This is a genomic window from Janthinobacterium sp. TB1-E2 (genome assembly GCF_036885605.1).
Taxonomy (GTDB): domain Bacteria; phylum Pseudomonadota; class Gammaproteobacteria; order Burkholderiales; family Burkholderiaceae_D; genus Janthinobacterium; species Janthinobacterium aestuarii.
The window spans coordinates 1,720,399-1,735,658 of record NZ_CP142523.1; the positions used below are offsets into that span (position 1 = coordinate 1,720,399).

20 protein-coding genes are annotated in these 15,260 nt (G+C 63.6%); 12 read left to right on the forward strand and 8 right to left on the reverse strand.

The features are described from left to right. Positions 1-123: 123 nt before the first annotated feature. Together OPV09_RS07695 and OPV09_RS07700 are read right to left on the reverse strand one after the other, a co-directional pair. Positions 124-963 carry a PhzF family phenazine biosynthesis protein gene (locus tag OPV09_RS07695; protein ID WP_338681049.1) on the reverse strand — a complete coding sequence of 280 codons (840 nt, stop codon included), beginning with the start codon at positions 961-963 and terminating at the stop codon, positions 124-126. A gap of 17 nt (positions 964-980) precedes the next feature. After that, positions 981-2,375 carry an MATE family efflux transporter gene (locus tag OPV09_RS07700; protein ID WP_219329272.1) on the reverse strand — a complete coding sequence of 465 codons (1,395 nt, stop codon included), beginning with the start codon at positions 2,373-2,375 and terminating at the stop codon, positions 981-983. Between the two features lie 189 nt (positions 2,376-2,564). On the opposite strand from OPV09_RS07700, the gene OPV09_RS07705 reads away from it, so the two are divergent. The 6 genes from OPV09_RS07705 (at position 2,565) to OPV09_RS07730 (ending at position 7,548) form a co-directional block, all read left to right on the forward strand. Next, positions 2,565-3,230, forward strand: a complete 666-nt coding sequence (locus tag OPV09_RS07705; RefSeq protein ID WP_219329271.1) for a beta/gamma crystallin family protein — start codon at positions 2,565-2,567, stop codon at positions 3,228-3,230. Between the two features lie 179 nt (positions 3,231-3,409). After that, positions 3,410-4,279, forward strand: a complete 870-nt coding sequence (locus tag OPV09_RS07710) for a beta/gamma crystallin-related protein (protein ID WP_338681052.1) — start codon at positions 3,410-3,412, stop codon at positions 4,277-4,279. A gap of 101 nt (positions 4,280-4,380) precedes the next feature. Continuing rightward, the gene (locus OPV09_RS07715; protein WP_338681053.1) at positions 4,381-5,376 is read left to right on the forward strand and encodes a beta/gamma crystallin-related protein; all 996 of its coding nucleotides are present in this window, start codon (positions 4,381-4,383) and stop codon (positions 5,374-5,376) included. 159 nt (positions 5,377-5,535) lie between these two features. Further along, positions 5,536-6,216 carry a beta/gamma crystallin-related protein gene (locus tag OPV09_RS07720; protein ID WP_338681054.1) on the forward strand — a complete coding sequence of 227 codons (681 nt, stop codon included), beginning with the start codon at positions 5,536-5,538 and terminating at the stop codon, positions 6,214-6,216. A gap of 96 nt (positions 6,217-6,312) precedes the next feature. Next, positions 6,313-7,233, forward strand: a complete 921-nt coding sequence (locus tag OPV09_RS07725) for a DnaJ C-terminal domain-containing protein (protein WP_338681055.1) — start codon at positions 6,313-6,315, stop codon at positions 7,231-7,233. Between the two features lie 3 nt (positions 7,234-7,236). Beyond that, entirely contained in the window at positions 7,237-7,548 is a 312-nt protein-coding gene (locus OPV09_RS07730) for a MerR family transcriptional regulator (protein WP_070303663.1), read from the forward strand. 3 nt (positions 7,549-7,551) lie between these two features. Here the strand turns inward: OPV09_RS07730 and OPV09_RS07735 are convergent, their stop codons facing one another. Together OPV09_RS07735 and OPV09_RS07740 are read right to left on the reverse strand one after the other, a co-directional pair. Further along, positions 7,552-7,779, reverse strand: coding sequence for a hypothetical protein (locus tag OPV09_RS07735; protein ID WP_338682243.1), 228 nt, complete (start codon positions 7,777-7,779; stop codon positions 7,552-7,554). Between the two features lie 146 nt (positions 7,780-7,925). Beyond that, on the reverse strand, positions 7,926-8,840 hold the full coding sequence (locus OPV09_RS07740; RefSeq protein WP_219329268.1) for a LysR family transcriptional regulator: 915 nt from the start codon (positions 8,838-8,840) through the stop codon (positions 7,926-7,928). A gap of 134 nt (positions 8,841-8,974) precedes the next feature. On the opposite strand from OPV09_RS07740, the gene OPV09_RS07745 reads away from it, so the two are divergent. The 3 genes from OPV09_RS07745 to OPV09_RS07755 all read left to right on the forward strand — a co-directional run bounded on the left by OPV09_RS07745 (position 8,975) and on the right by OPV09_RS07755 (position 10,735). Then, entirely contained in the window at positions 8,975-9,580 is a 606-nt protein-coding gene (locus OPV09_RS07745; RefSeq protein ID WP_338681056.1) for an FMN-dependent NADH-azoreductase, read from the forward strand. A 144-nt stretch (positions 9,581-9,724) separates the two neighbouring features. After that, positions 9,725-10,231: a hypothetical protein gene (locus OPV09_RS07750; protein WP_338681058.1), complete on the forward strand. Its 507-nt coding sequence runs from the start codon at positions 9,725-9,727 to the stop codon at positions 10,229-10,231. 360 nt (positions 10,232-10,591) lie between these two features. Further along, positions 10,592-10,735, forward strand: coding sequence for a hypothetical protein (locus OPV09_RS07755; protein WP_217916871.1), 144 nt, complete (start codon positions 10,592-10,594; stop codon positions 10,733-10,735). Here OPV09_RS07755 and OPV09_RS07760 read toward each other — a convergent pair. Further along, complete coding sequence (locus OPV09_RS07760) at positions 10,717-10,956, reverse strand: TIGR02450 family Trp-rich protein (RefSeq protein ID WP_034759713.1); 240 nt, start codon at positions 10,954-10,956, stop codon at positions 10,717-10,719. The two genes, OPV09_RS07755 and OPV09_RS07760, sit on opposite strands and share 19 nt — an antisense overlap. 72 nt (positions 10,957-11,028) lie before the next feature. Here OPV09_RS07760 and OPV09_RS07765 point away from each other — a divergent pair, with 72 nt between their 5' ends. Next, positions 11,029-11,892: a cysteine hydrolase gene (locus tag OPV09_RS07765; protein WP_338681061.1), complete on the forward strand. Its 864-nt coding sequence runs from the start codon at positions 11,029-11,031 to the stop codon at positions 11,890-11,892. A 79-nt stretch (positions 11,893-11,971) separates the two neighbouring features. Then, positions 11,972-13,162, forward strand: coding sequence for a nicotinate phosphoribosyltransferase (gene pncB / locus OPV09_RS07770; RefSeq protein ID WP_070303660.1), 1,191 nt, complete (start codon positions 11,972-11,974; stop codon positions 13,160-13,162). 8 nt (positions 13,163-13,170) lie between these two features. On the opposite strand, the gene OPV09_RS07775 is transcribed toward pncB, so the two are convergent. The 3 genes from OPV09_RS07775 to OPV09_RS07785 form a co-directional block, all read right to left on the reverse strand. Then, positions 13,171-13,470, reverse strand: a complete 300-nt coding sequence (locus tag OPV09_RS07775; protein WP_034759700.1) for an antibiotic biosynthesis monooxygenase family protein — start codon at positions 13,468-13,470, stop codon at positions 13,171-13,173. Positions 13,471-13,553: 83 nt separating this feature from the next. Then, positions 13,554-14,027 (reverse strand): host attachment protein, encoded by a 474-nt coding sequence (locus tag OPV09_RS07780; protein ID WP_072454400.1) that lies wholly within the window; start codon positions 14,025-14,027, stop codon positions 13,554-13,556. A gap of 27 nt (positions 14,028-14,054) precedes the next feature. Next, positions 14,055-14,468: a hypothetical protein gene (locus OPV09_RS07785; protein WP_338681064.1), complete on the reverse strand. Its 414-nt coding sequence runs from the start codon at positions 14,466-14,468 to the stop codon at positions 14,055-14,057. A 171-nt stretch (positions 14,469-14,639) separates the two neighbouring features. Between OPV09_RS07785 and OPV09_RS07790 the strand changes: the two genes are divergently transcribed. Further along, a complete protein-coding gene (locus OPV09_RS07790) occupies positions 14,640-15,221 on the forward strand; it encodes a DJ-1/PfpI family protein (protein WP_058051378.1) in 582 nt (193 codons plus the stop codon). Positions 15,222-15,260 lie beyond the last annotated feature (39 nt).

Here is a 15,260-nt window from a genome sequence, read left to right on the forward strand (position 1 = left end):
TAAGACGATACCAGAGCGTGCCTCTTTATGCGATAGCCCCGGCCACGGAATATGGGCGTGCTGGCCGTATTTCCTTCGTGAAAAATATCCAGGCACCATCCATTCGATGGCGCTTTGCCCGGTTCAGGCCAATATCGACCCCGTGACGACGCTCAGGCAGGCGCCGCCTATCCAGGCTTGACCATCGCGGAAGCTGACGGACACGCGGCCGTCGCGCTGCAGGCAGGTGCCCTGGCGGACGCAGTAGTCGCCACCGGCCAGCAGGTGCGCGATGCAGGCGTTGGCACTGCCCGTGACGGGGTCTTCCACCAGCGCGCCATGTTCGCTGAGCAGCGCGCGCACTTCGTAATCGGCCGGCCCGCCCGCAGCGTGCGGGCCGTACAGCGCCAGGCCGTCCGCTCCGGCTGCGGCCAGCAAGGCCGTCAGCGATGCGATATCGGCGCGCACGGCCAGGCAGGCGGCGGCGCTTGCCAGCGGTACGCACAGCCAGCGGATGCCCATGTCGACGACGGTGCCGGCAGCGGCCGGCGTGCCGCCCAGCGCGGTTTGCAGCAGCGGCAGCAGAGTGGGTTTGAGCGCGCGCGCCGTGCACGGCGGCGCCTGGAACGCCAGCACGCCGCCCGCCTGCCGCTCGATCTGCACGAGGCCGACGCCGCATTCCTGCACGATGCGCGCGCCTTTCGGCTGCATGCCCGAGTCGAGCAGGGCGTGCGCCGTGCCCAGGGTCGGGTGGCCGGCGAACGGGAATTCCATCTCGGGCGAAAAAATCCGCACGCGGTAGTCGGCTGCCGGATCGTGCGGCGCCAGCACGAAGGTGGTTTCGGACAGGCCCGTCCAGCGCGCGATCGCCTGCATCTGCGCGGTATCGAGGCCATCGGCGTCGAGCACCACGGCCAGTGGATTGCCCATGAACGGCACCTTGCTGAACACATCGACTTGCCTGAAGGGGCGCGGCTGCGGCATGGCGAATTCCTTGAAAGTTATGGCACCGCGCGCAGGCGCTGCAGCGACAGCCGGTTCAGATACCAGGTCAGCAGCACGGCGGCCACCGTCAAGCCCGTGACGAGGCCGATCCAGAAACCGGCGGCGGCCATCGGTTCGGCCGGCGACCAGATGAAGCCAGCCGGCGCGAGGCCCAGTACATAGCCGATCGGCAGCGAGAAGCCCCAGAAGGCCAGCAGCTGGATCAGCATCGGCTGGCGCGTCACCTTGTAGCCGCGGATGGCGCAGGACGTGGCCACCTGCGTCGCGTCGGATAGCTGGAACAGGGCGGCGAACAGCAGCAGCTGCGCGCACAGCGCCTGCACTTGCGGGTCGGACGTGTAGGCTTGCGCGATCTGGTGGCGGAAGAGGGTGATGACGGCGGCCGAGACGATGGCGGCCGTCAGCGACATGGCCACGCCCACCCACGAAATGAAACGGGCCTTGCGCAAATTGGCTTCGCCCACGGCATGGCCCACGCGCGTGACGAGCGCGATGCCGAACGTGAGCGGCACCATGAAGACGACGGACGAGAAATTCAGGGCAATCTGGTGCGCCGACACCTGGATCACGCCGAAGCGCGCCACCAGCAGGCTGATGACGCCAAAGGCGCTCACTTCGGCAAAGTAGGTGACGCCGATGGGCAGGCCCAGGCGCAGCATGGGGCCGATGGACGACAGCTGCGGCCATTCCCAGTGCGTGAATGGATACGTGGCGCGGTAGGCGGGCGCGATCCTAATCCAGGCCAGCATGGCCAGCAACATCATCCACACGCAGCAGGTGGTGGCCACGGCGCAGCCCACGCCGCCGAGCTTCGGCATGCCCCAGTGGCCGTAGATCAGCAGGTAGTTGACGAAAATGTTCAGCGCCAGCGCGGCCAGCGCGATCACCATCACGGGCTTGGTCTGGTTGATGCTGGTGCTGTAGCCGTACAGCGCGCGGTAGGCGGCGAACGGCGGCAGCGCGCAGCTGATGATGTGCACGAACAGCTTGGCCTTGGCTGCCACGGCCGGTTCCAGCATCAGATGGTCGAACACGAGCGCCGCCATGTTCGTCAGCAGACAGGCGACCAGGCCCACGAGCAGCGCCTTCCACAGCGACTGGCGCACGATGTGCGGCACCCGGTCGTGGCGCGCGGCGCCGATTTCATGCGCCACCAGGGTATTGATCGCCATCATGATGCCGCTCACGGTGACGAGCACGATGGACCAGATGGCCGCACCCAGCGACACGGCCGCCAGTTCCTCGGGGTTCGTGTGGCCCGTCATCGCCACGTCGGCCGCGCCCATGCCGACGGTGGCCAGCTGGCCGATCAGGATGGGCCAGGCCAGCTTCCACAGCGACGAGACTTCAGTGCGGATGGCGGGCAGGGTGAACGAGGTAGTGTGTGGCATGGGCGGAAAGCTTGACTAAACACAAGATTCTACCGGCATTCGCCGTGCTTGTCCGCCGTGGCGCCCAGGGCGTTTGGGCACGGTAATCATTTGTTACAGCTAAGTGGGCCAGTCGCGGATAGACTGCGCGCTCTATTTGGCAAAATGACCAAATAGTCAACCGCAGTACCCTGACTATGGAGCAAGACCATGCTGAGACACACCCTGAACTGCGCCCTGTTGCTGGGCGCCGCCATGACGGCCGAACTGGCCGGCGCCGGCGAACTGACCCTGTATTCGCGCGACGACTATCACGGCCGCTCGCAGACCGTGCGCGATGCCGTCGCCGACCTGGAAGACGTCCGTTTCAACGACACGACGCAAAGCATCCGCGTGCGCTCGGGCCGCTGGGAAGCGTGCGAGGAAGCCGATTTCCGCGGCGCCTGTTTCCTGCTCGAGGCGGGCGAGTATCCGTCGCTCGACGACCGCGCCAACAAGATCACATCGCTGCGCGAAGTGCGCGGCGGCTGGGATGGGCATCCGGGCCGCGGTCGTGACCGTGGGCGAGACCGGGACGGCCGCTGGGAACGCGAGCGCGAGCACGGCCATTTGCCAGGGCGCTCGCTGGGCGGCGAACTGACCTTCTATACGCGCGACGATTTCGCCGGCCGCAGCTTGAGCGTGCGCAACGCTTCAGCCGACTTGCGCGAGCGCGACTTCAACGACACGGTGCAAAGCGTGCGCGTGCGCTCCGGCTACTGGGAAGTGTGCGAGGACGTGGGCTTCCGTGGCCGCTGCCGTACCTTGGAACCGGGCGAGTACGCGAGCCTGGAACGCATGAGCAACCGCATCTCGTCGGTGCGCGAAGTGCGCTGATGCGGCGCAGCTAGTCCCTCAAATTGCAATAACCGGTTCGTGCAGGGCCGGTTATTGCTTTTGGTAACAATTTATTGTGCTTTTCCCATACTTTGTTACACCGTTTTTTCTACGGATGGCTACACTGACATCAGTTGTCATGTCGATCACTTGCCTTTGCCGCCACCGGAGACCTTCTCATGAATCGCCCGTTCGCCTTTGCTCTGCTGTGTGCCAGTTCGCTGTTTGTCCATCTCGCGGCGCAGGCCGGCGAGATCCGCCTGTACACCGATGACAATTTCAAGGGAAGGGTCGTGGTCTTGCGCGATACGACGGACGACCTGTCGCGCGTCAATTTCAATGACACCGTCTCGAGCATCCAGGTTGAATCGGGCAGCTGGGAAGTGTGCACGCATGGCGATTTCAAGGGAGATTGCAAGACCCTGGAAAGGGGCGACTACCGCTCGATGCCGGGCATGAACGATAAAATTTCATCCGTGCGCGAAATCGGCGGCGGGCAGGGCAGCGGTAGCGGTGGACGCCGCGCGGCGCTGGAGCTGTACGCCGGCGGCGGCCAGCGCGGCGCGTCGGCCGGCGTGAATGCGGACCGCGACGACCTGGTCGACATCGGCTTCAACGACCGCGCCAGCAGCGCGCGCGTCGAGTACGGCTACTGGCAGCTGTGCAGCGATTCCAACTACCATGGCAGCTGCCGCGTATTCGGGCCTGGCAGCCACGATGACCTGGGCAGCCTGAATGGGCGCGTGTCATCGGCGCGCCTGGTCGATCCGCGCGAGGAGAACCGTCCGCAAAATGACGAGGGCCTGGTGGTGCTGTATGGCCGCGCGTTCCTCAAGGGGCGGGGGCTGCAGGTGAACCGCGACGTCAGTGACCTGGTGCTCCTGAACTTCAACGACCAGGCCGAATCCATCGCCATCAACGAAGGCACCTGGGAAGTCTGCACGAACTCGCAGTTCAACGGCACCTGCGAGCGCATGGGGCCGGGCAAGTATGAAGTGCTGGACACGGCGCTCGACAAGCGCATTTCCTCGCTGCGCCGCCTGTACTGAACGCGCGACCGGACCTCCCCCGCGGGCTGGCACTTGTTACAATGGCATCCTGGCGTTTTGCCAGGCAAATCATCACCAAAGAATGAAGAATGGAGTTAATCATGACGGGCCCTTTCAAACACACGCTGGCATGTGCGGCCACCTTGCTGCTCTCGCTGGGGGCCCATGCGGCCGCCCATGCGGGCGATATCACCTTGTTCGAAGACGTTGATCTGCGTGGCCGCGCGGTGAACCTGCGCGAGACGACGGACGATTTGTCGCGCATGGGTTTCAACGACAAGGCGTCGAGCATCCTGGTGCGCTCGGGTACCTGGGACGTGTGTACCGATGCCGGTTTCCGCGGCAATTGCCGCACCCTGGGGCCGGGCGAATACCGCTCGATGCCGGGCATGAACGACGCCATCAGTTCGGTGCGCGAGTCGGGGCGCGGCGATGGCTACAATCCGGGACGTCCCGGACGCGATCCGGACCGTGGCCATGGCGGCGGCTATGGCCGTGGCGGCACCCTGGAAGTGTATTCGGGCGCAGGCCAGAATGGCGGCTCGGCGCGCCTGAACCGCGACACGGACGATTTCGTCAATATCGGTTTCAACGACCGCACCAGCAGCATCGTCGTCTATAACGGCTACTGGCAGCTGTGCAGCGATTCGAACTACAACGGCGTATGCCGCATCTTCGGCCCTGGCCGCCACGACGAGCTGGGACGCGGCCTCGATGGGCGCGTCTCGTCGGCGCGCATGGTCGACGAGCGCGAAGCGCGCCGCCAGCAGCAGTACGATAACCAGTACCAGCGGCCGCAATACGATCAGCCGCAGTATCCGCAATACCAGCAGCCGCAGTACCAGCAGCGCGGCGCCGTGCTACTGTTCCCCGAAGCGGGCATGCGCGGCGAACCGCTGGCGCTGGACCGCAATGCGGAAGACCTGGTGCGCTACAACTTCAACGACCGCGCCTCGTCCATCGTCGTCAACGATGGCCAGTGGGAAGTGTGCAGCGACTCGAACTTCCATGGCCGCTGCGAAGTGATCGGGCCGGGCGAATACGGCCGCCTGAACGCCATGGAAAACCAGATTTCCTCGCTGCGCCGCGTACGCTGATTCCTTCCTGCGCCGCGTTGACACGCCGCCTGCCGGGTTCATCCCGCCAGGCGGTTTTTACATTCGCTGCCGTGCGCTGACATTTGCTTGCCCTTTGTTACACTCGCCGCCTGCCGCCTGGTCTACACTGGCGAAAATGTCATCAGTATTGGAGTTGTCATGGTTTTATCTTTCCGGCCCGCGCTGTTGTGCGCCGCCACCTTGCTCGCCCCCCTTGCCGCATCCGCGGGCGAAATCACCCTGTTCGAGGACGCCGGTTTCCGCGGCCGTCCCGTGACCCTGCGTTACGACACGGGCGACCTGTCGCGCATGGGCTTTAACGACAAGGCCTCGAGCATCATCGTGCGCTCGGGCACCTGGGAAGTGTGCAAGGACGCCAATTACCGGGGCAACTGCCGTACTTTCGGACCTGGCCGCTACGGCAGCATGCCTGGCATGAACGACGCCGTTTCCTCCGTGCGCGAAGTGGGCCGCCCGGACCATGGCGGCGGCGACCACCGACCGTATCCGCCGCGCCCCCCGCGTCCTGAGCCGGAGCGCCCCTATCCCGGTTATCCGGGCCACGGCGGCGGCCACCGTCCCGACGCGAATGGCGCCGTGCTGCTGTTCCCCGACGCCGGCATGCGCGGCCGCCCCGTGCGCCTGGACCGCGAAGTGCACGACTTGAGCCGCTATGGTTTCAATGACCGCGCCGAATCGGTCGTCGTCAATTACGGCCGCTGGGAATTCTGCGTCGACGCCAACTTCCGCGGCCGCTGCGTGGTGATGGGACCAGGCAGCTACGGCCGCCTGCACGGTGGCCTCGACCGCCGCATTTCTTCGGTGCGCCGCGTGCGCTGATCCCGCCGCCGGGCGGCGCTGTATTGTGCGCACGCTGTCCTTTGACCAATTCGTGTACTCTTCCCATAGGCACTTCAACCATGGGGAGCAGGCACGGTGGAATACAAGGACTACTACAAGGAACTTGGCGTCGAGAAGACGGCGTCCGAGGCCGATATCAAGAAAGCGTACCGCAAGCTGGTGCGCAAATACCATCCCGATGTCAGCAAGGAGCCGGACGCCGACAAGCGCACCAAGGCCCTGAACGAGGCTTATGGCGTGCTGGGCGACGCGGAAAAGCGCGCCGCCTACGATGAACTGGGCCGCAACCAGGGCGCGCAAGGCCAGCCCTTCCGCCCACCGCCGGACTGGGGTGCCGGCTACGAATCGTCGGGCGCTGACGACAGCGATTTCTTTGCCGACCTGTTTGCCCACGTGGGCGGACGGCGCCGCGCCAACAGCACCTTCCAGATGCAGGGCGAGGACAGCCACGCCGCCATCACCATCGACCTGCAGGACAGCTACCAGGGCGCCAAGCGCCACATCGTCATGCGCGTGCCCGAAGCGGATGCGCAAGGCCACGTGGTGACGCGCGAGCGCACCCTGGAAGTGACGATACCGAAAGGCGTCACGGAAGGCCAGCAGCTGCGCATGAAGGGACAGGGCAATCCCGGCAGCGGCGGCGCGCCCGCCGGCGATTTATACCTGGAAATCCGCTTCCGACCCGATGCGCGCTACAAGGTGGAAGGGCGCGACGTCTTCGAGACGGTGCCCGTCACGCCATGGGAAGCGGCGCTGGGCGGCGACATCGACGTGCCCACGCCATCGGGCACGGTGACCGTCACCGTGCCGCCCAATTCGCAGACGGGGCGCAAGCTGCGCCTGAAGGGGCGCGGCATTCCCGCCACCCAGCCGGGCGACCTGTATCTGCTGCTGGAAGTGGTGCTGCCGCCGGCGAACGACGACAAGGCGCGCGAACTGTATGCAACCATGGCGCGCGAGATGGCTTTCAATCCACGCCAGAAGCTGGGAGGCTAAATCATGACAAACAAGGTAATTGGCGAATTGCTGGAAGACCGTGCCCTGAGCCTGGAAGAACTGGCGCGTGCCTGCGCCGTGGAGCCGGACTGGGTGGTGCAGCACGTGCGGACGGGCGTGCTGCTGCAGGACGGTCCGCCGGCGGGACAACTGACGGCCTGGCGCTTCACGAGCCTGGACCTGGTGCGTGCGCGCCGCCTGCATGAAATCGAATCCGTGTTCGACGCGAACGCCGAACTGGCAGCGCTGGTGGTCGACCTGTCGGAAGAAGTGGCGCGCCTGCGCCGGCGCCTGCACGTGCTGGGCGTCGAGTAGTCCTCAGGCAGGGGCGCCGTGCCGCTGCACGGTGATCCTGCCAATATAAAACTGCCCATCGACGACCACGCGGTGCGGTATGCCGGCCACGTCGAAGCCGGGACCGCCGTCTTCCATCCACTCCTGCGCCAGCGAATCGAACTGCTGCGGCGTCATGCGCAGCATCTGCGCCGTGATGACGAAACGCGCGCCAGGTTTTTGTTTGTTGACGAAGTCGTCGATGCCGGCCATGGTGAGTCTCTTCAAGGTTGTATCTGAATTCGGGGTCAGACCCGTCGGGGCAACCAGTCCCAATGGGACGGGTTGCGATTCCGCAGGGACTGACCCCAGCACTTGTTTGGGGTTTGCTGAGGCATGATACCTGTCCCCGCGCGCATCTAAAACCCCTGCACCAGCAACGGCAACTGCTCCGCAAACCGCTCCGTCAGCCACTTGCCCGCCTGCCCCGGCGGCGTGTCGGCGCGCTGGATCAAATAAATTGGGTAATTCTCGCCATTGTCGACGGCCAGCGGCAGGTGCACCAAACGGCCTTCGGCCAGGTCCTCGCGCACCATTGCTTCGGGCATGTTGCCCCAGCCCAGGCCCGCGCGCAGCAGCGCGTGCTTGGAGCCGAGGTCGCCCAAGCGCCAGTTGCGCAATCCCAGCACGCCGAAATCCTGGCCCTCCGTCAGCACGCTGCGGTCGCTGAGCACCAGTTGCACGTGTTCGCGCGCCACGCTCGAGGCAATCGGCCCGGCCAGCTGCGCCAGTGCGTGGCTGGGTGCGGCCACGGGAATCAGGCGCACATGGCCGACGGCCATACGCTCGAAGACGCTGGCCGTGGCCGTCATCCAGCCACCGAGACCGATGTGGCAGCTGCCATCCATCACCAGCTGCGCCACGGCGCCCATCGCTTCGATGCGCAGGCGCAGGGCGACGGTGGGGAACTGCGCTTGGAACGCTTCGAGCACGCGCACCAGCACGCAGGTGGGAAACATCACGTCGACCACCACCGACACTTCCGCCTCGAGCCCGCCGGCCAGCGCCTTGGCCCGTGCGCGCATGCCATCGACCTTCAGGGCCACGGCGCGCGCGTCGGCGAGCAGGGCCTTGCCCGCGTCCGTCAGGGTGGGCTTGCGCTTGCCACGGTCGAGCAGCACCACGTTCAGCTGTTCTTCCAGGTTGGCGATGGTGTAGCTGATCACCGATTGCGTGCGGTGCAGCTGGCGCGCCGCGTGGGCGAAACCGCCCGCGTCGATGACGGCGACGAAGACGCGCAACTGGTCGAGCGAAGGCTGGCCCGGTTCTCTCATGACAACTCCATATCTAAAAATTCGATGCTAACCATTGATTTTTACACGGTTTCATCGATAGTAGACCCGAACTATGATGTGTGCAAGTGCAGCAAACGCCGCACCCCCATCTATCGATCTTGAAGGAGTGCATCATGGCAAACGTACTACACATCAATAGCAGCGTGCGCAACAGCGGTTCCCTGTCGCGTCAACTGTCGGGCGAATTCGTCGCCAAACTGGCCGCGCAAGGCGACACCATCGTCGTGCGCGACCTGGCCGCGCAACCGGTGCCGCACCTGACGGAAGAGGTGATGGGCGCGTTCTTCACGCCGGCCGAGCAGCGCAGCGCGCAGGCGGTCGCGGCCGTGCAATTGTCCGATACCCTGGTCGATGAATTGCTGGCCGCCGACGTGCTGGTGCTGGCCGCGCCCATGTACAACTTTTCCGTGCCCTCGACCCTGAAGGCGTGGATCGACCACGTGGCGCGCGCGGGCCGAACCTTCCAGTACACGGCCAATGGCCCCGTCGGCCTGGCCACGGGCAAGAAAGCCGTGATTTTCACGGCCAGCGGCGGCGTCTACAGCGAAGGCCCGGGCGCCGCGTATGACTACCTGAGCACCTATCTGCGCACGGCGCTGGGCTTCATCGGCATCACGGACATCGAGTTCGTGCAAGCCGAAGGCGTGGCCATGGGCGACGATGCCGTCACCAGCGCGATTGCCAAGGGCCGCGCGTCGATCGAAGCCCTGGCTGCCTGATATACGCCTTTTGAGGGATTGCCAAGCTGGCATGCTTGGCATAAGCTTGCCGGCGGCACGCCCCGTGCCAGGCCGGCGAGCCGTTCGCCATGAAAGTCCCTCATGCACCACAAGTTGGCCAGTGCAGTATTGTTCGGATGTTCTTTGTTTTCAGCAGGTATTGCGCTGGCACAGACCGCGCCTCCCGCGCCGTCCCACGTGGGCCGCCACGCCTCCACGCCCGAGGATATCCGCGCCATTGAAAAAGTCGTCGCCGACTTCCAGGCGGCGCTGATCGCCAAGGATGTCAAGCTGCTGTCGTCGCTGATGCTGCACACGAACATCCTGTTCGCCTCGCCGGCCGATGACGGCTTCATCAAGAAAATGCGCGACACGACGGACGTCCACTTCGACGGCGTCGCGGCGGCCGGCTACGTCGGTTTCGCCAACTACATCAAGCGCGAACCCCTGCGCACGGAAGAAAAATTCTACAACGTCAAGATCACCCAGGACCGCCATGTCGCGTGGGTCAACTTCGACTACGAATTCCTCGTCGGCGACAAATTGTCCAACTATGGCGTCGAAGCGTGGCAGATGGTCAAGCGCGATGGTCAATGGAAAATCCTCAGCGTCGTCTGGTCCATGCATCCCGCGGCCGAGGCGGCGAAATAGGGCAGGCGCCAGCGGCGTTCAGTACAGAGTTGCCTTCTCATAATTTTTTCGCATCGTCTATACTTTCAGTGGGCGTGCCGCCATGCCTGCAGATCAGGCAGGCGTTCAAGTTTTTCCCTGTGCCGCGTAATAAAAAGCAGATAAGTAAGTCAGTATCCTGAGCAAGCGCGATTGCATGTATTCCAACCCTACGCCGGGTAGGGCCGTTGAGACAGGCTACCCGGGGATGTCATTTTTGGAGCAAACATCGTGCCGATAAAGTACGTTGATACGTATGAAATAAATTACACGGCGGAACCCTTACGCGGTTGCAAACTGTGGGGCGCCTATGTGTCCCTGTACACCCCATCGAGCAATCCCATGCACAGGAACAATATCGTCAAAAAGCACCGCGTGCTGGCCGACCATCCGTTTGCGACGGAAGCCGAAGCCGTCAGCGAAGCGGCCGAGGTGGCATTGCAGCTGGTCGAGCGGCGCCAGCGCCGTTACGTTTTCCACCCCTGATGCCACTGCGCCGCATCCTGCAGCGCGCGCCAGGGCAGGATCTGCACTCTGCCCGAATGCACGGCTTCCAGTTCCACGTGCGTGACGGGTTCATCCGGCGTGGCTGCGGCGCATACCTTGATGACGAGAAAATGTTTTTCTTTGTTGACGGGTGTCACCGCTGTCCATTTGCTGTTGAGTAATTTGTTTGGACGCAAGTTATTGCGATGTGGAAGGTGCATGGGGGGCCCGGGATTGGCGTGATGGCGATGTTGCCATTATCATGCAAGTTCCCGCCACGCACGAGGACCGCCATGAAACGCCAGCTGCACCTGCTTGTGATCGACCCGCAAAACGATTTTTGCGACCTGCCCGCCGAATGGCTGCCTGCCGGCGCCGCACCGGCCCTGGCCGTGCCCGGCGCCCACGCCGACATGCTGCGCGTCGCGCAGCTGATCCGTGAAGGGGGCAATGGCCTGACGCAGATCAGCGTGACGCTCGACGCCCACCACCGCTACGATATTGCCCACCCCGCCTTCTGGCGCACGGGTGATGGCGGCGCGGTGCCGCCGTTCACGCAGATCACGGCGCAGCAGGTGCGCGACCGCTTGTTCCTGCCCGCCGCCAGCGATGCCTTGCCGCGTGCGCTGGCTTACCTCGATGCCTTGCAGCAAGCGGGGCGCTATCAGCTGATGGTGTGGCCCGTGCACTGCGAGATCGGCAGCTGGGGCCAGAATATCCACGCGGCCGTGCGCGCCGCCTACAACGCGTGGGAAGTGGATCACCTGCAAGTGGTAGCCAAGCTGAGCAAGGGTTCCAATCCGTGGACCGAGCATTACTCGGCCGTCATGGCGGAAGTGCCCGATGCGCAGGATGCGGCCACCCAGCTCAACCTGGATTTCCTCGCCACCTTGCTGCCGGCACAGCAGATTTATGTCACCGGCGAAGCGGGCAGCCACTGCGTGAAAGCCAGCACCGAGCACATCGCCGACTACCTGGAAGCGCAGCAAGGCAAGACGGCCCTGTCGCGGCTGGTGCTGCTGACGGACTGCATGAGCCCCGTTACGGGCTTTGAAGCACAGCAGCGCGACTTCCTTGCAGCCATGCACGAGCGTGGCGTGCGGCTGGCGACATCCACCGACGTTTTGCCCGAGTTGTTGGCAAACGCAAGCAATTAATGCTTTCCTGCAAGCGAACCCTGCTGAAATGCTTGCGGTGGCGTACTATTCTGGCTTCAGGAAGTTGGAGAAAACACACATGACCCCGATAGTGCGCAGTTTGCTGGAAACCGATCTGTATAAATTTACAATGTGGCAAGCATTGCTGCACGGTCATCCGAATACCCATACCGAATACGAATTTGTCTGCCGCAACGCCACCGCCTTTCCCCTGGCCGAACTGAAGGGCGAGCTGGAAGAACAGCTCGACCACCTGTGCTCGATGTCGTTTGCCGACGACGAGCTGGCTTATCTGCGCACCCTGCGCTTCATGAAGAGCGACTTCGTTGACTTCCTGACGGTGTTCCGCTTCCAGCGCAAGTTCATCGACGTGAGCACGGACGGCGACACCTTGCTCGTGCACGCGGCCGGGCCGCAGGTGCATGTGATGGGCTTCGAGATTTTCGTGCTGTACATCATCAACGAACTGTATTTCCGCCGCTTCGACCTCGATGCGGCCATGCGCGAAGGGCGCCACCGCCTGGGCTTGAAAGTGGAAGCCGTCAAGGAATTCGGTAAACTGCCGCGGCGCAAGCACCCGTTTGAATTTTCCGACTTCGGCGTGCGCCGGCGTTTTTCCGGCGCCTGGCACGACGAAGTGGTGCAGCGTCTGGCGCGCGAGGTGCCCGAGTACTTCAAGGGCACGTCGAATGTCTACCTGGCGAAAAAGCTCGGCATCGTGCCAATCGGCACCATGGCGCATGAATACATGCAATCATTCCAGTCGTTTGGCGTACGTCTGCGCGACTTTCAAAAGGCGGCACTGGAAGACTGGGTGCAGGAATACCGGGGCGACCTGGGTATTGCCCTGACGGACGTGGTGGGCATGGATGCCTTTTTGGCTGACTTCGACCTGTATTTCGCCAAGCTGTTCGATGGTTTGCGCCACGATTCGGGCGATCCCGTCGAGTGGGGCGAGAAGGCGCTGGCCCACTACGCGGCCCTGCGCATCGACGCCAATACCAAGCGCCTCGTGTTTTCCGACGGCCTGGACCTGGACAAGGCGTTTGCCCTGTACCAGCACTTCGCCGACCGCATCATGACGGGCTTTGGCATCGGCACCAATCTCACCAACGATGTCGGCTTGACGCCGCTCAACATCGTCATGAAACTGGTGCGCTGCAATGGCCAGTCCGTGGCGAAACTGTCGGATTCGCCGGGCAAGACCCTGTGCAAGGATGAGACCTTCCTCGCCTACCTGCGACAGGTCTTTCACCACCCCGCAGTGTAGGTGCCGGTCTAGAAGCCTGTGACCACCGTATCCATGTGCTCGACCTGCGGCGGGGCGGCGAAAAATTCACCGACCAGGCCGCGCCATGCCTGGAAGTCGTCGCTGCCGCGGAAATGCACGGTATGGTCTTCCAGGGTTGTCCAGCCCACCACCAGGCGGTAGGCATCGCTATTTTCGATCGAGCGCTCGAGGCGCATCGACTCGCAGCCGCGTGCGCGCTGGAACAGGGGGACGGCTTTCGTCACGGCCGCTTCGAAGGCTGCGTGCGTGGCCGATTTGATCTGGATGTGGGCAATTTCAAAAATCATGGCAAGTTCCGGTTTTGAAAGAAAGAACGCAGATCTTGCCACAGATTGTGCCCGCTTGCGGATGGCGATGAGGCCACTGCCGTTCAGCTGTCGCCGCCGCTCCTGTCCAGCGCTTGCTGCAAATAGGCTTCCAGTTGGGGCACGTTCATGCTGGCGACATCCCTGGCCAGGGCATGGCTGAGCCGTTTTTCCACCTGGGCATCGAGGCTTAGACGCAACTGCCCCAGGAACTTCGGTGCGGCGACCAGGCACAGCTTGTTGTAGCGCTGTTGCTGCAAGCCCTGTTGCAGCACTTGCGCGATATGCCTTGCAAACTGTGCGTTCGCATGCTCGACTGGCGTCACCTGTGGCTCGGTCGTGTGCGCCTGCGTGCCCGCCTGGGTCCCCGCGCGCATGCCGCTGCCGAAGCGTCCGCTGGCGTCGCTGTTCAAGGCGTTCTCGTTTTCGCGGGCCGCCGGATTGACAAAATCTTGCAGCTCGCCCAGCTGGTTTTGCTGTCCCAGCGCAAACAGCCGCGCCCGGCTACTGTCGGCCACTACCACCCATGTGACGTCCATGCTTGTTCTCCTTGCTGCGCGCGCCGGCTAGTGGGACAGGGCCGCCATCGCGTCGTGCCTGTCCTGGCCGCAGCGGGCCGTACGCTGTTCGATATCGCTGCCGCCACACGCCTGTAGGATGGCGTGCGCGCGCTGCTGCTCCTCGGCGTGGCGCGTGGCCACCACCAGGCGGACCATTCCGCGGAACGCCGTCTTGCCGTAGTTGCGCCGGTACATATGGTTGTCGCCGCCGAACAGGGCATTGATCGCCCGTTCCAGCCGGCTGGTGAGGGTGTCGCAATTGCCGACCGTGAAATTGCCCTGCACGGGGCCAGCCTCGTCGTCGCCCGCGTCCAGCTGCACGGCGTGAGAAGGGAAACCTTCGGCCAGCAACCGGTTGCGGGCGCGCTCGGCATCGGCTAAATGGTCGAAGATACGTATCAATGTACTGCTGCTGTCCATGGCCTTGCCTTTCAACGAGGTATGCCTGATTTGACCGGCGAGGCTGCAAATAATTCCGCCTCAGCCTGTAAAATCCTCGATCAAGGCGCAAAAGTTTGATAAATATCCAGTATGGCTGCCAAGTCGCGCTAAGATACGTCTTGCGGGATCAATCTTTCATAGGAGAACCAAATGGCAGCGAAAAAAATTCTGTTTTTGACCGGCGATTTTGCAGAAGATTATGAAACGATGGTGCCGTTCCAGGCCCTGCTGATGCTCGGTCATACCGTGCATGCCGTCTGCCCCGGCAAGAAAAGCGGCGAGACGATCAAGACGGCCATCCACGATTTCGAGGGCGACCAGACCTACACGGAAAAGCCGGGCCATCTGTTCACCCTGAACGCCAGCTTCGACGAGATCGACCCTGCCGACTATGACGCCGTGATGATCGCCGGCGGCCGTGCACCGGAATACCTGCGCCTGAACGAGAAAGTCATCGCCGCCGTGCGCCATTTCGCCGAGGCGGGCAAGCCTGTTGCGGCCGTTTGCCATGGCGCGCAATTGCTGGCCGCCGCCGATGTCATCCGTGGCAAGCGCATTTCCGCCTATCCCGCCTGTGCGCCGGAAGTGAAACTGGCAGGCGGCACGTATGCCGACATCGCCGTCACGGACGCCGTCACGGATGGCCAGTTCGTCACGGCGCCCGCCTGGCCCGCGCATCCGGCCTGGCTGGCGCAGTTCGTCAAGCTGCTCGGTACCGAGATTCATTTGTAACCTTTATTTGTCCGGCAGGCCGCAGCGCTTGCCGGGCGC

Excerpts from the sequence above, each read along its gene's own strand:
- OPV09_RS07720 (WP_338681054.1), top strand. The coding sequence starts at position 5,536 with ATGGTTTTATCTTTCCGGCCCGCGCTGTTGTGCGCCGCCACCTTGCTC.
- OPV09_RS07775 (WP_034759700.1), bottom strand. The coding sequence starts at position 13,470 with ATGATTTTTGAAATTGCCCACATCCAGATCAAATCGGCCACGCACGCA.
- OPV09_RS07790 (WP_058051378.1), top strand. The coding sequence starts at position 14,640 with ATGGCAGCGAAAAAAATTCTGTTTTTGACCGGCGATTTTGCAGAAGAT.
- OPV09_RS07745 (WP_338681056.1), top strand. The coding sequence starts at position 8,975 with ATGGCAAACGTACTACACATCAATAGCAGCGTGCGCAACAGCGGTTCC.
- OPV09_RS07785 (WP_338681064.1), bottom strand. The coding sequence starts at position 14,468 with ATGGACAGCAGCAGTACATTGATACGTATCTTCGACCATTTAGCCGAT.
- pncB (WP_070303660.1), top strand. The coding sequence starts at position 11,972 with ATGACCCCGATAGTGCGCAGTTTGCTGGAAACCGATCTGTATAAATTT.
- OPV09_RS07705 (WP_219329271.1), top strand. The coding sequence starts at position 2,565 with ATGCTGAGACACACCCTGAACTGCGCCCTGTTGCTGGGCGCCGCCATG.
- OPV09_RS07735 (WP_338682243.1), bottom strand. The coding sequence starts at position 7,779 with ATGGCCGGCATCGACGACTTCGTCAACAAACAAAAACCTGGCGCGCGT.
- OPV09_RS07740 (WP_219329268.1), bottom strand. The coding sequence starts at position 8,840 with ATGAGAGAACCGGGCCAGCCTTCGCTCGACCAGTTGCGCGTCTTCGTC.
- OPV09_RS07765 (WP_338681061.1), top strand. The coding sequence starts at position 11,029 with ATGAAACGCCAGCTGCACCTGCTTGTGATCGACCCGCAAAACGATTTT.
- OPV09_RS07695 (WP_338681049.1), bottom strand. The coding sequence starts at position 963 with ATGCCGCAGCCGCGCCCCTTCAGGCAAGTCGATGTGTTCAGCAAGGTG.
- OPV09_RS07755 (WP_217916871.1), top strand. The coding sequence starts at position 10,592 with ATGCACAGGAACAATATCGTCAAAAAGCACCGCGTGCTGGCCGACCAT.
- OPV09_RS07715 (WP_338681053.1), top strand. The coding sequence starts at position 4,381 with ATGACGGGCCCTTTCAAACACACGCTGGCATGTGCGGCCACCTTGCTG.
- OPV09_RS07730 (WP_070303663.1), top strand. The coding sequence starts at position 7,237 with ATGACAAACAAGGTAATTGGCGAATTGCTGGAAGACCGTGCCCTGAGC.
- OPV09_RS07780 (WP_072454400.1), bottom strand. The coding sequence starts at position 14,027 with ATGGACGTCACATGGGTGGTAGTGGCCGACAGTAGCCGGGCGCGGCTG.
- OPV09_RS07760 (WP_034759713.1), bottom strand. The coding sequence starts at position 10,956 with ATGCACCTTCCACATCGCAATAACTTGCGTCCAAACAAATTACTCAAC.
- OPV09_RS07700 (WP_219329272.1), bottom strand. The coding sequence starts at position 2,375 with ATGCCACACACTACCTCGTTCACCCTGCCCGCCATCCGCACTGAAGTC.
- OPV09_RS07710 (WP_338681052.1), top strand. The coding sequence starts at position 3,410 with ATGAATCGCCCGTTCGCCTTTGCTCTGCTGTGTGCCAGTTCGCTGTTT.